This window comes from Sphingobacterium sp. UBA7625 (assembly GCF_002484085.1).
GTDB classification, from domain to species: domain Bacteria; phylum Bacteroidota; class Bacteroidia; order Sphingobacteriales; family Sphingobacteriaceae; genus Sphingobacterium; species Sphingobacterium athyrii.
On record NZ_DLJD01000062.1, the window covers coordinates 73,176 to 86,217 of the forward strand.

Consider the following 13,042-nt stretch of genomic DNA (forward strand, 5'->3'; position numbering starts at 1 on the left):
ACACATGAAAGTAGCAGTAATTGGATCCACAGGATATGTAGGAACACATCTTGTCAAAGAATTGGTTGACCGGAATTACGAAGTCGTTGCACTCGCTCGCCATACAGAAGGCATTCCATCGAATGACAGCATAACAAAAGTAGCAGTTGATATTAATAACCACGATCAACTGGTAAGCGCTTTGACAGGTACAGATATCGTTATTTCCGCGTTTAATGCGGGCTGGACTAACCCTAACCTTTACGAAGATTTTACCAAGGGCGCTTTAGCAATTCAACAGGCTGTTAAAGATGCCGGCGTGAAACGTTTTATTGTTGTCGGTGGAGCCGGAAGTTTGTTAATTGAAGGCAATCGTCTGGTCGATTCACCAGATTTCCCTCAGGAAATCAAACCCGGAGCTTTGGCTGCCGCAGATTACCTGGACATCATTCGTAAAGAAGACCAACTTGAATGGACAATGATCAGTCCTGCCATAGAGATGAATCCACAGGCAGGTGGTAAACGAACTGGTAAGTACCGCACGGGCTTGGACGCGCCAGTATTTGATCACGAAGGCCGTTCGAGACTATCTGTTGAGGATCTTGCTGTAGCCATCGTTGACGAGATCGCAAATAAACAATTTATAAACAAACGCTTTACAGCAGCTTACTAATAGCTATACAATCGTTTGATTTATATTTTAGACAAAATTTTATTACAAAAGGGAAGCGCAATCTTCCCTTTTGTCGTTGATATCATTTATATTTGACATTAATTAAACAATTAAAAAGCTAAATAATCGTAAAGAATTAATCCTATGCTATTTAAAAAATCGATTCCTAAACTGATTGCTGAGGCAAATGAAAATGGTGAACATACACTGAAACGAACATTAACGAGTGGCGGATTAATTGCGCTAGGCGTTGGAGCCATCATTGGAGCAGGGCTATTTTCCTTAACCGGAATTGCCGCTGCGGAGAATGCTGGTCCGGCTGTTATCCTATCTTTCATTATCGCTGCCGTTGGCTGTGCTTTTGCAGGTCTTTGTTACGCCGAATTTGCGTCCATGATTCCTGTCGCCGGAAGTGCTTACACCTACTCTTATGCAACAATGGGGGAATTTGTGGCTTGGATCATCGGTTGGGATCTTGTCTTGGAGTATGCCCTCGCCGGTGCCACCGTAGCCGTCAGTTGGTCGCAATACTTTAATCAGCTCCTGATGATTTTCCACATCCATTTACCCGACGCCTTACTGAAAGGCCCTTGGGAAGGTGGTATGGTTAATTTACCGGCAATCATTATTGTATGTTTGCTTTCTCTACTATTAATGCGTGGAACACAGGAATCGTCACGCGTAAACAACATCTTGGTAATCTTAAAAGTAGGTGTCGTATTGATTTTTATCGCATTGGGCTGGAGCTTTATCAACCCTGCAAACCACGACCCTTTTATCCCTGTAAATGCCGGTGAAGAGATGGTCAAGAATGGTCAACAAGGCCTATGGACTTTTTTAAAGAGCGATGACTTCGGTCATTTTGGAATCAGCGGTGTTTTGCGTGCAGCAGGTGTGGTATTCTTTGCTTTCATTGGCTTCGATGCCGTAAGTACTGCTGCTCAGGAAGCAAAAAATCCAAAAAAAGGTATGCCAATTGGTATCATCGGCTCATTGATCATTTGTACCCTTCTTTATGTGTTATTTTCCTATGTAATGACAGGTATCGAAAATTACACGATGTTTAAAGGCGACGCCAAACCAGTAGCCACGGCATTTGCGAAAACAGGATATCATTTTCTGAATACTGCATTAATTATTACGATTATTGCAGGTTATACATCTGTTATTCTTGTCATGCTGCTTGGCCAGAGCCGGGTATTCTACTCCATGAGTAAAGATGGCCTGCTTCCAAAAATATTTTCTGATCTTTCCAAAAGACAGACCCCTTGGAAAACAAATGCAATCTTTATGGTATTCGTAAGTATCTTCGCTGGATTTGTTCCCGTCTCTGATCTTGGTCACATGGTGAGTATAGGGACCCTATTTGCCTTTACATTGGTTTGTGTAGGTATATTGGTACTCCGCAAAACAGATCCTAATCTGGAACGTCCATTCAAAACACCTTTAGTTCCTTTTGTTCCGATCATGGGTATCATTGTCTGCGTGCTGATGATGGCTTCATTGCCTATTGAAAGCTGGGAGCGTTTGGCAATTTGGCTGGCCTTAGGTCTGTTGATTTACTTCGTTTATGGTAAGAAGCATAGTGTCATCCGTAAACAACATAGCGATCAACAAGGTATAGAATAATTGAGACAAACACCACGTAGTGATACCTGTCTTGGTAAAAAATAGCGGGTTTCTTTTTAGGAAGCCCGCTATTTTTTTTGCTATTGTTCAACACTTGATATATCTACGCCCCGACAATATCTTACAAAGCGCTCAATTTAAAATAACCATTTGCAATCACATCTTCTTTCAATCCGGTTTTGGGCACAATTTGAATATGGTATTTTTCCTTATCAGCATCAAGCAATAGATCTTCTATTTCATAAATATCATCGACATCCAAGCCATATTTATCATCTATATGAGCCGTGCTATGGTGTTTCCAAAAAACAGTTCGTTTAGCCTTCTCAGTAGCTTTTCCCAAATTCGGCGCAACAATGAGTTCTTTATAATGAAATTCATCAAATTCATTCGGTTTATAACCGCCCAGATTAACAAAAAACAACTTCAATTCCGTATCAGAAATTGCCGCATCATTTTTTTCCACGACCACAATTTCATACTCGCCAATCTTATTGACGATCCGATAAGCATCAATATGAATTTTCCCATCGGCATCAGGCCAAAAATCTTTAATTGGGTCTATAAAATCCTTCAGTTCATTCCCGATTCCGAAAAAAATATCATGTTGTTCCGTACGTCTATTTTTCGGTTTACAACCAATCAAAATCATAAATAATTTCATATGCAATAATCTGTCTTTGTATGAGAATATCAAATATTCAGGTTATTTTCATTCCTGTTTTTGCTTTCAATCGTGGATATTTCATAACTTAAGCCCACTGAACAATAAAAATAACGATTATTCACCACATTTAATACACATAACCCCCTGACTATGAGTAAAATTTTACTATCATTTACGTTATTATTTCTATCCTTATGCTCTTTCGGGCAAAAACGAAGCACTGATAGAAAACTCGAAAAACAAATTAAACAGCTTATTCAGGGTTTTCAGGGAGAAGTAGGTATCTATGTACATAACCTAAAAAAACACAAGGAAGTTAATATCGGAGCCGACAGCATTTTTCCCACAGCGAGTGTTGTCAAGATCCCGATTTTAGTGGGTGTCTTTGATAAAATTGAAAAAGGACAGTTGCAATTAGATCAGGAGCTTATCTACCGTGAGAGCCAAAAATACGGTGGTTCGGGCCTGATGCAATTCTTTAAAGACAGCAGCAAGGTCGACCTCAAAACTCTTGTCGCTCTTATGCTTTCTTACAGTGACAATGTCACAAGCATCTGGAATCAAAAACTTGCGGGCGGAGGAATGGCCATCAACACACTAATGGCCGACCTTCAATTGCAGCATACGCGTGTAAACTCGCAAACTGAGGGAAGAAAGACAGACTGGGAAAAATATGGCTGGGGACAGACCACGCCAAAAGAGATGGCCGATCTCCTGACCCTGATCCGTCAGGGAAAGGTAATATCAGAAAAATCCTCCGATCGCATGTATCGTTTTCTGGGCAATATGTTCTATGACGAAAGAGGGCTCTCCCAAATTCCCGCGACGGTAAAGGCCGCCTCCAAAACGGGATCGCTGGATGATGTACGTAATGAAGTAATGTTGGTCAATGCGCCCAAAGGCGATTATGTCTTTAGCATATTCACCAAAAACAATGGGGATCAGAGCTGGGGCAAAACCAATGCAGCAGAAATACTGACACGTAAACTCTCCAAACTACTATGGGATTATTACAATAAATAAATTGAATACTTCAAGATTATACCATGATGACATTGGAGCTGCGGGTCTATTCTTGAGACTGGGTATGAGTTGTAAAAAAAATAGGAAACTGAAGAGTTCCCTATTTTTTTTATCTTAATGCCGCACTACGCAGATTAGTTTTTCAACTATACAATTTTCTGGCTTTGCAACCAATGCCGTCATCTATTTTTTAAAAGCGTCTTTCACATCTTTAGCAGCCTCTTTCGTACCGGAAGCAACATCTTTGGCTACCTTTTTAGTACCATCAGCAACATCACCAGCTACTTTTTTAGTACCATCTGCCACATCTTTTGCTACATCTTTGGTTTTATCGGCAGCTGTATTCGCAGCATCTACCGTAGCATCTTTTGCGTCTTTCAACCCTTCCTTCACATCCTGCCCCGCGTCACGTAAAGCGGTTTTGGTTTTTTCCCAAGCGGTATTAGCCTCCTCAGAAGCAGCACGCGCTTTCTCTTCAGCAGCTTTATCACCTTTGGCAATCGCTTCATCTAAAGCCTTTTTTGCTTCCTCAGCTTTCAAACGCGCGCTTTCTTCGGCGTTCTTTAAGTCTGCAATCGCTGCATCTACATGCTCGCCTACTGTTTGTGCAGTATCAGTCGAATCCGACGCTTTTTTCTCTGAATTGTTACAAGAAGACATTACCAATGCTCCTGCGACTACCGCTAAAAGTGCAATTTTTTTCATTAGAATTTTGTTTTTTAATGGCAAGAAGATATCATGAAGTTGTATTTATCCATTTTGGACTCCCATCAACCACATGATACGCTCATGTAAGTTTGTATTTATATGATTAATTAGTCTATAATTTACAACTTCTATGCCAAATAGACAAACTTTAGTGTTTCGGATAAATTGTTCCCTTTGCAGCCTCCAATGTATTCTTCAATAATCCAACGATGGTCATCAGGCCCACGCCACCCGGTACTGGAGTGATCCATGATGCTTTAGGTGCCACATGCGCAAAGTCCACATCGCCGTATAATTTAAACCCAGATTTCGTCTCAGTTGAGGTTTCTCTGTTGATACCCACGTCAATCACCACAGCTCCCTCTTTCACCATATCCGCCGTAACGAAATTCTTTCTTCCTATAGCTGCCACTACGATATCTCCACGCAGTATCTCCGTTTTTAGGTCTTTTGTACGGCTATGCGTTAAGGTCACGGTGCAGTTCCCTGGGTTAGCATTACGCGCCAGAAGTATACTCATTGGAGAACCAACAATATTGCTTCGGCCTACCACCACGGCATGTTTGCCCGCTGTCTCGATCTTATAGTAATCCAGCATCAACATAATACCATACGGTGTCGCAGGAATAAAACAGGGGAGATTACGTTGCATACGCCCCAAGTTGACCGGATGAAATCCATCCACATCCTTACGGTAATCAATTGCTTCGGTAATCTTGTCCGGATCAATATGTTTTGGTAAAGGTAATTGAACGATCAGGCCGTCGATGGAATCATCTTTGTTGATTTCTTTGACCTTGGCGATCAATTCCTCTTCAGTGATTGTCTCATCATAACGGATGTTTGTCGATTCAAAGCCGACCAATTGACAATTACGCATTTTGCTGGCCACATAAGTCTCGCTACCACCGTCGTTACCAACAAGGATAGCTACTAAATGCGGTTTCCGACCCGTTTGAGTTGTAAATTCAGCCGCATCCAGAGCAATCTGCTCTTTAATTTTTTCGGAAACTAATTTACCATCTAATAGATTCATGTTTAGGAGATTTGATTGTATTTAAAAGGAGCCCAAGAGCTCCTTTTTTTTGTATAATTTAAAATGTTATTAATCCAATTTCAATACCGCCATAAATGCAGATTGCGGAATTTCTACGTTCCCAACCTGACGCATGCGTTTTTTACCTTTCTTCTGTTTTTCCAACAATTTACGTTTACGGGAGATATCACCACCATAACATTTTGCGGTTACATCCTTACGCAACGCAGAGATCGTTTCACGAGCGATAATCTTTGCCCCGATAGAAGCTTGAATTCGGATCTCAAATTGTTGGCGCGGGAGCAGTTCCTTTAATTTCTCACAGATTTTCTTACCGAAATCGTAAGCATTGCTTCGGTGGATCAAAGAAGACAGCGCATCCACTGGCTCATCGTTCAATCGGATATCCAATTTAACAAGATCCGAGGTACGGTAGCCGATCTGGTGATAGTCAAATGAAGCATACCCTTTGGAAATTGTTTTCAACTTATCATAGAAATCAAATACGATCTCACCCATTGGCATTTCAAAGACCAATTCGACACGATCCGAAGTCAGGTAGTGCTGATTCATGATCGTACCGCGTTTTTGAATACACAACGACATGATCGGTCCTACAAAATCCGATTTGGTAATGATATTCGCTTTGATATAGGGTTCTTCAATTGAATCCAATTTACTTGGATCAGGTAAGTCCGAAGGGTTGTGCACGATCACTTCTTCCTTATCCTTCGTCATATACGCTTTGTAAGATACATTGGGAACGGTAGTGATTACCGTCATGTCAAACTCTCTTTCCAAACGCTCCTGAATAATTTCCATGTGGAGCATACCCAAGAAACCACAACGGAAACCAAAACCTAAGGCGGCGGAAGATTCAGGTTCAAACACCAAAGAAGCGTCGTTCAACTGCAGACGGTGCATTGATTCACGCAATTCTTCGTAGTCTTCTGTATCTACCGGATAAATACCGGCAAAGACCATTGGTTTTACTTCCTCAAATCCTTGGATTGCTTGACCACAAGGACGGTCTTTGTGTGTAATGGTATCCCCTACTTTCACTTCACGCGCTTCCTTGATACCAGAAATAATATACCCTACATCCCCTGTTTTAATGACTTCTTTGGGTACCTGATTAAGTTTCAACGTACCGATCTCATCCGCAAAATATTCTTTACCAGTCGCCACGAATTTTACTCTGTCCCCTTTACGGATCTCACCATTTTCAACTTTGAAATAAGCCATGATCCCACGGAATGAATTAAATACCGAGTCAAAAATCAAGGCCTGTAACGGTGCATCAGCATCCCCCACAGGATGTGGGATACGTTCAACAATGGCTTCTAGGATATCTGGTACCCCAAGACCTGTCTTTCCGGAAGCAGGAATAATTGCCTCACGTTCACCACCGATTAGATCAACAATTTGATCTTTCACCTCTTCGGGCATCGCACCCGGAAGATCCATCTTGTTTAAGATCGGGATGATTTCCAGGTCATGCTCTAAAGCCAAATATAAATTTGAAATTGTTTGTGCCTGAATACCCTGTGAGGCATCCACAATCAATAAAGCCCCTTCACAGGCAGCAATAGAACGGGATACTTCATAAGAAAAGTCGACGTGTCCAGGAGTATCAATCAGGTTCAAAATATATTCTTGACCATCTTTTTTATAATTCATTTGGATGGCGTGACTCTTGATCGTAATACCACGTTCACGTTCCAAATCCATATTATCAAGTAATTGTGCCTGTGCTTCGCGCTGACTGATGGTATTGGTATACTCTAAAAGGCGATCTGCCAAAGTACTTTTGCCATGGTCAATATGCGCAATAATACAGAAATTACGAATGTGCTTCATATAGGATTTTTAAACTCTTTTGCTAAAAGGCAAAGATACCTTTTTTTATACATATTTATAGAATCAAGTATATTTTTCATCCGTTGAGAGTTGTCTGATGAAAAGTTTTGCTATACACATGAGACACAAGCAGAAAGCATTTTCATTTTCAATCCGCTACGGCATAGGAAAAATGTTTCTGGTTGCGGGTCACTTTATCCATATCCCAGGCAATCTTACCTTTAAATTCTTCCGAACGTATCGGACAGTTCGCCACTTGGCAATAACGGCAGCATTGTGGGAGACAGGGATCCGCGTGGACAAAAAACTCAGTACGCACCGACATTTCCTTATTGACAATCTTATCGACAGCAGAAATTTCATCATGAACTTTTACCAGGTCGAAGTAGCTTGGCAAAGTGAGGTGACAGTCGACATGCAGTTCGTTGCCATAGCGCTGCACCCGAAGATTATGCACGTCAATCCACTCAGCCTTACGATTACGTTCCAAAATCGCTACCACATCCTGCACAAGCTCGGTATCTGATTCATCCATCAGTCCACCGATAGACTGCCGAAGTAATTTATAGCCATTAAACAAGATAAATAGCCCCAATATAATAGAGATTACCACATCGATCCATTGGAATCCCGTTAGTTTCATCAGGATTAAACCCAATATCAAACCAATTGTACTGTAAGCATCCACCTGTAGGTGTTTACCATCGGCAATTAGGGTAATGGACCCAAGGGCACGTCCCCTTTTCATGATATAAAATCCCACAGCAAAATTGATCAGCGAGGTGATTCCGATCAGATAGATCCCCTGTTCGAGATGAGTAATCTCTGCCGGAAAAAAGATATTATAACAGGCTTTGGCTAAAATAATCGCTCCAGCAATAAAAATCAGTCCCCCCTCAAGGAAAACAGAAAAGAACTCAACTTTACCGTGCCCATAGGGGTGATTTTCATCTTTAGGCTGTGCCGCAAGATAAATACTATAGAAAGCGAAACCAGAAGCGATCACATTGACGATGCTTTCGGCAGCATCTGTAAAGATGGCACTGGAATCTGTCAAAAAATAAGCTACGAACTTAACAATCATTAAGCCTATTCCTGTAAACAGCGATAATAAAACCAATCTTGTTTGTCTCGACATGACCTGTATTTTGTAGGGCAAAGGTAAAGATATAACGCCAAATCAAATTGATTAGTTTTACACATCAACATCAAAAAGATGTCGCTATTGACAGGCTAAATCGCGACAATCGCTTTTTTGTTAGCAAAGCCCCAATAAAAACGGTACTTTTCTTTGTAAATTTTCAAAAATAAAGACAATTATTTGCAACGTATATAATATCTTTGTCTTACCATGAGCACATCATCATACTTATCAGACAGGATAAATAATTTGTCCGAATCGGCCACACTTAAAATGACCAAGTTGGGCCGCGAATTAGCAGCAAAAGGCGTTAATGTAATCAGCCTTAGCGTAGGTGAACCTGATTTTAACACTCCTGAACATGTAAAAGATGCAGCAAAGAAGGCCTTGGATGAAAACTGGACACGTTATTCGCCAGTACCAGGATACCCTGAATTGCGTCAGGCGATCGTAAATAAGCTAAAGACAGAGAATAATCTGGATTATGATATTTCGCAGATCGTTGTTTCAACAGGTGCAAAACAATCCCTGTCTAATGTGATCCTAACGTTGATCAATCCGGGTGATGAGGTAATCATACCTACACCATACTGGGTATCCTACTCCGAAATGGTTGTTTTAGCAGAGGGAAAATCGGTATTTATCAATACAGAAATCGACAATAACTTTAAGATTACGCCTGCACAATTGGAAGCGGCCATTACGCCAAAAACCAAATTGTTTATGTTCTCTTCACCGAACAATCCAACTGGAACAGTTTACAGTAAAGATGAATTAGCAGCATTGGCTAAGGTTTTCGAAAAGCATCCACAGGTATTTATTCTCTCTGACGAGATCTATGAGCACATCAACTTTGTGGACAAACACGAATCCATAGCACAGTTTGACAGCATCAAAGATCGCGTTATCATCATAAATGGTTTTTCAAAAGCCTTTGCGATGACAGGCTGGCGTTTAGGGTATATTGCGGCCAACAAAACTATTGCGGCAGCAAATGATAAATTACAGGGTCAGACAACTTCAGGTACTTGCTCGATTTCACAACGTGCAGGTATTGTTGCATACGAACAGGGATTAGCGTCGGTCAATAAAATGAAAGAAGCATTTGCGCGTCGTCGTCAATTGGTTTACGATCTGTTGAGCGATATCCCGGGTGTACGTACCAATCTTCCAGAAGGCGCATTCTACTTCTTCCCAGAAATTTCATCCTTCTTTGGCAAGAAAGATCAGGATGGTAATATCATCAAGAACTCATCTGATCTAGCTTTATATCTACTGAATGTTGGTCATGTCGCTACTGTAGGCGGTGATTCATTTGGTAATGACAACTACATTCGCTTATCGTACGCTGCCTCAGACGAAAGTCTGATCGAAGCATTAAAGCGTATCAAAGCAGCATTAGGCAATTTAGCATAAAATCAGTATTCACTATAAAAAAAGGCTGTTCAACAAAGTTGGACAGCCTTTTTTTATCAATCTCAGTCTTATCAATCCCACTGTATTTTCCACAGCGTTATAATCCGATAGGTTCTCTTATTTAATATGCTCCATCACTTCAATAAATTTTCTTCCCTTGTTCTTCGGGTCAAAAAGCATTTTTTCTACCTTATCCAGTTCAAGAGCCTCTAAATGGCCAGGCAGCATACTCTCTTTCATCAATCTCAGTAATTGGGCCCAGTCGGCACGATTAATGCTATGCTGGATCAATTGCATCATCTGCACGGCATTACGGTATTCCTTTCCTGCTTTCAGTTCTACTACCATATCCATCCAGTCACCGTAGTGAAAACGCTGTTTTTTTCCCGCTGCAGTTGCAATGCTTTCATCTTGACTATATCATAGCCCAGCAGCATTTCCGTGACAGAATCAATCTCCATACAGGCAGCAATTTTTTTATAATCTTTTGGGAACTCTACCCGCGCATCGTCATCCAGGAGCTTACAGAACGTGGGCACCTCCTTCTTTAGAGAATCACAGTCTTGCTGTGCCTGCAGCTCTATTGTCATCATCATTATCAGTGCGATCGTTAATATCCGTGGATAAATAGATTTCAGTTTCATGTTCCGAAGATACCCATTTCCCAGAAATATCATTCCCAGCACATAATTTTCATTGATTTTAGCGCTTCATATAAATATTTATTACATTTACCTTTATGAGTATTTTAACAGAAAAATTCAAAACGAAGCACGATACCGCTCCGTTTTCACAGATAAAAAACGAAGATTATATCCCCGCTTTTGACGCGGCAATCAAAAAAACAAAAGATGAAGTTGACGCCATCGTCAACAGTTCCGAAGCACCCACCTTTGACAACACCATTGCGGCGATGTCTTATTCGGGGCAAACGCTGGATAGATTATCCAGCATCTTTTTCAACTTACATTCTGCGGAGACCAATGATGAACTTGAAAAAATTGCGCAGGATGTCGCGCCTAAATTATCCGCTTTGGGCAATGACATCACATTAAACTTTGATCTCTTCAAACGCGTAAAAGCAGTTTACGATCAAAAAGATCAGCTGTCGCTTACGGCGGAGCAGGCCACTCTATTGGAAAAATCCTATAAAGATTTTGTCCGCAATGGAGCACTACTGAACGATGAGCAGAAAGAACAGTTACGTGCAATCGATGCCGAACTATCGCTTTTAAAATTAAAATTCGGTGAGAATGTCCTAGCGGAAACCAATGCCTATCAGCTCCTTGTTACCGAAGAGAAGGATCTAGCCGGACTTCCGGAGGGAGCCATTGAGGCAGCCCATGCTTTGGCCAAAGCCAATGAAAAAGAAGGTTGGCTATTTACCTTGGATTTTCCTAGTTACCTTCCATTCGTCACTTACGCCGACAACCGCGAATTGCGTAAGGAGATTACCTTGGCGGCAGGAAGAAAGGCCTTTCAGGACAATGAATACAACAACGTCGAAAACGTATTGAAAATCGTAAAACTACGTTTTGAACGCGCTAAATTATTAGGTTATGCGACCCACGCAGATTTTGTATTAGCAGAACGCATGGCACAAAACCCAGCGAAAGTAACCGAATTTCTGAATGATTTGCTTGGAAAAGCAAAACCCGCGGCACTGGAAGAGTTCGCCGAATTGGGTGCTTTTGCCAAGAAACTGGACGGCATTGAACAGCTGGAGAAATGGGATGGCGCTTATTATGCAGAAAAACTAAAGCAGGAACGCTTTAATCTGGATGATGAAAAGCTTAAGCCCTATTTCAAGCTTGAAAATGTGCTACATGGTGCATTTGAGGTTGCCCACCGACTATTTGGCATCAATTTCAAAGAAGTCAAGGACATTGAAACCTATCACGAAGAAGTACAGACTTTTGAAGTTACTAAAGATAACGGCGAGCTCCTCGCTATATTCTATGCCGATTTCTTTCCACGCAAAGGGAAACGAAATGGTGCCTGGATGACTTCCTTCAAACCACAGTATGTAAAAAACGGCAAGCAAGAACGCCCGCATGTATCCATCGTATGTAATTTCACACGTCCCACGGCAACGAAACCTTCCTTATTGACCTTTCAGGAAGTAACGACACTATTTCACGAATTCGGCCATGCTCTGCACGGAATGTTGGCGGATACGATCTATCCGACTTTATCCGGTACATCTGTCTATTGGGATTTTGTTGAATTGCCAAGCCAAGTAATGGAAAACTGGTGTTACGAAAAAGATGCATTGGAATTGTTTGCCAAACATTATGAAACCGGCGAAGTGATCCCAATGGAACTGGTGGAAAAAATCCGTGAGAGCGCATCTTTTCTGGAAGGAATGGCGACGATGCGCCAGTTAAGCTTTGGTTTATTGGATATGGGCTGGCATGGACAGGATCCAAATGCCATTGCTGACTTGAAAACATTCGAAGATGAGCAATTCGCATCCACCAAGTTGTATCCCGATGTGAAAGAAAATGCAATGAGCACCGCCTTTTCCCATATTTTTAATGGCGGCTACTCTTCAGGCTACTACAGCTACAAATGGGCCGAAGTACTGGATGCAGACGCGTTTGATTATTTCAAACAAAATGGCATTTTCAACGCTGATATTGCCCATAAATTTCAGGACAACATCTTATCCAAAGGGGGAACAGAACACCCAATGGTGCTTTACAAGCGTTTTAGAGGTCAGGAACCATCTGTTGAACCCCTACTCAAACGGGCAGGATTGATTAAATAAATAAAAAGCAGCCCTAATTTTATCCAGAAGGCTACGGATACATAATATTTTCGACTGGATTGCTTCACAAATGATCATGTATTTTGTTGGTTTATCAAAAAAATCATATCTTTGTAACACATAATTGGGGTTGACCGGAA

12 protein-coding genes are annotated in these 13,042 nt (G+C 41.3%); 5 read left to right on the plus strand and 7 right to left on the minus strand.

Annotated features, from left to right (window positions below; all coding sequences use genetic code 11):
- The first annotated feature begins 4 nt into the window (after positions 1–4).
- The gene (locus tag B4G94_RS26760) at positions 5–652 is read left to right on the plus strand and encodes an NAD(P)-dependent oxidoreductase (protein WP_286863150.1); all 648 of its coding nucleotides are present in this window, start codon (positions 5–7) and stop codon (positions 650–652) included.
- Positions 653–796: 144 nt separating this feature from the next.
- Positions 797–2,281, plus strand: coding sequence for an amino acid permease (locus tag B4G94_RS26765; protein ID WP_108636421.1), 1,485 nt, complete (start codon positions 797–799; stop codon positions 2,279–2,281).
- 121 nt (positions 2,282–2,402) lie between these two features.
- On the opposite strand, the gene B4G94_RS26770 is transcribed toward B4G94_RS26765, so the two are convergent.
- Positions 2,403–2,945, minus strand: coding sequence for a DUF1543 domain-containing protein (locus B4G94_RS26770; RefSeq protein WP_286863151.1), 543 nt, complete (start codon positions 2,943–2,945; stop codon positions 2,403–2,405).
- Between the two features lie 153 nt (positions 2,946–3,098).
- Here B4G94_RS26770 and B4G94_RS26775 point away from each other — a divergent pair, with 153 nt between their 5' ends.
- Positions 3,099–3,971, plus strand: a complete 873-nt coding sequence (locus B4G94_RS26775; RefSeq protein ID WP_108636419.1) for a serine hydrolase — start codon at positions 3,099–3,101, stop codon at positions 3,969–3,971.
- A gap of 183 nt (positions 3,972–4,154) precedes the next feature.
- Here B4G94_RS26775 and B4G94_RS26780 read toward each other — a convergent pair whose 3' ends face one another.
- The 4 genes from B4G94_RS26780 to B4G94_RS26795 all read right to left on the minus strand — a co-directional run bounded on the left by B4G94_RS26780 (position 4,155) and on the right by B4G94_RS26795 (position 8,713).
- The gene (locus B4G94_RS26780) at positions 4,155–4,676 is read right to left on the minus strand and encodes a hypothetical protein (RefSeq protein ID WP_121125904.1); all 522 of its coding nucleotides are present in this window, start codon (positions 4,674–4,676) and stop codon (positions 4,155–4,157) included.
- Positions 4,677–4,827: 151 nt separating this feature from the next.
- On the minus strand, positions 4,828–5,715 hold the full coding sequence (locus tag B4G94_RS26785; RefSeq protein ID WP_286863152.1) for a bifunctional 5,10-methylenetetrahydrofolate dehydrogenase/5,10-methenyltetrahydrofolate cyclohydrolase: 888 nt from the start codon (positions 5,713–5,715) through the stop codon (positions 4,828–4,830).
- Between the two features lie 69 nt (positions 5,716–5,784).
- The gene (gene lepA, locus B4G94_RS26790; protein ID WP_108636416.1) at positions 5,785–7,575 is read right to left on the minus strand and encodes a translation elongation factor 4; all 1,791 of its coding nucleotides are present in this window, start codon (positions 7,573–7,575) and stop codon (positions 5,785–5,787) included.
- Positions 7,576–7,723: 148 nt separating this feature from the next.
- Entirely contained in the window at positions 7,724–8,713 is a 990-nt protein-coding gene (locus B4G94_RS26795) for a cation diffusion facilitator family transporter (protein ID WP_108636415.1), read from the minus strand.
- A 213-nt stretch (positions 8,714–8,926) separates the two neighbouring features.
- Here B4G94_RS26795 and B4G94_RS26800 point away from each other — a divergent pair, with 213 nt between their 5' ends.
- The gene (locus B4G94_RS26800) at positions 8,927–10,132 is read left to right on the plus strand and encodes a pyridoxal phosphate-dependent aminotransferase (RefSeq protein WP_286863153.1); all 1,206 of its coding nucleotides are present in this window, start codon (positions 8,927–8,929) and stop codon (positions 10,130–10,132) included.
- Between the two features lie 117 nt (positions 10,133–10,249).
- On the opposite strand, the gene B4G94_RS26805 is transcribed toward B4G94_RS26800, so the two are convergent.
- On the minus strand, positions 10,250–10,486 hold the full coding sequence (locus B4G94_RS26805) for a hypothetical protein (RefSeq protein ID WP_286863154.1): 237 nt from the start codon (positions 10,484–10,486) through the stop codon (positions 10,250–10,252).
- A complete protein-coding gene (locus B4G94_RS26810; protein ID WP_286863155.1) occupies positions 10,474–10,776 on the minus strand; it encodes a hypothetical protein in 303 nt (100 codons plus the stop codon). The genes B4G94_RS26805 and B4G94_RS26810 overlap by 13 nt, the downstream gene beginning before the upstream one ends.
- Before the next feature lie 95 nt (positions 10,777–10,871).
- Between B4G94_RS26810 and B4G94_RS26815 the strand changes: the two genes are divergently transcribed.
- Positions 10,872–12,902, plus strand: a complete 2,031-nt coding sequence (locus tag B4G94_RS26815) for a M3 family metallopeptidase (protein ID WP_286863156.1) — start codon at positions 10,872–10,874, stop codon at positions 12,900–12,902.
- The last annotated feature ends 140 nt before the right edge of the window (positions 12,903–13,042 follow it).

What these genes read in the sequence shown, in the direction of transcription:
- B4G94_RS26760 (WP_286863150.1), top strand. Translation starts at nt 5, where the DNA reads ATGAAAGTAGCAGTAATTGGATCCACAGGATATGTAGGAACACATCTT.
- B4G94_RS26765 (WP_108636421.1), top strand. Translation starts at nt 797, where the DNA reads ATGCTATTTAAAAAATCGATTCCTAAACTGATTGCTGAGGCAAATGAA.
- B4G94_RS26770 (WP_286863151.1), bottom strand. Translation starts at nt 2,945, where the DNA reads ATGAAATTATTTATGATTTTGATTGGTTGTAAACCGAAAAATAGACGT.
- B4G94_RS26775 (WP_108636419.1), top strand. Translation starts at nt 3,099, where the DNA reads ATGAGTAAAATTTTACTATCATTTACGTTATTATTTCTATCCTTATGC.
- B4G94_RS26780 (WP_121125904.1), bottom strand. Translation starts at nt 4,676, where the DNA reads ATGAAAAAAATTGCACTTTTAGCGGTAGTCGCAGGAGCATTGGTAATG.
- B4G94_RS26785 (WP_286863152.1), bottom strand. Translation starts at nt 5,715, where the DNA reads ATGAATCTATTAGATGGTAAATTAGTTTCCGAAAAAATTAAAGAGCAG.
- lepA (WP_108636416.1), bottom strand. Translation starts at nt 7,575, where the DNA reads ATGAAGCACATTCGTAATTTCTGTATTATTGCGCATATTGACCATGGC.
- B4G94_RS26795 (WP_108636415.1), bottom strand. Translation starts at nt 8,713, where the DNA reads ATGTCGAGACAAACAAGATTGGTTTTATTATCGCTGTTTACAGGAATA.
- B4G94_RS26800 (WP_286863153.1), top strand. Translation starts at nt 8,927, where the DNA reads ATGAGCACATCATCATACTTATCAGACAGGATAAATAATTTGTCCGAA.
- B4G94_RS26805 (WP_286863154.1), bottom strand. Translation starts at nt 10,486, where the DNA reads ATGGATATGGTAGTAGAACTGAAAGCAGGAAAGGAATACCGTAATGCC.
- B4G94_RS26810 (WP_286863155.1), bottom strand. Translation starts at nt 10,776, where the DNA reads ATGAAACTGAAATCTATTTATCCACGGATATTAACGATCGCACTGATA.
- B4G94_RS26815 (WP_286863156.1), top strand. Translation starts at nt 10,872, where the DNA reads ATGAGTATTTTAACAGAAAAATTCAAAACGAAGCACGATACCGCTCCG.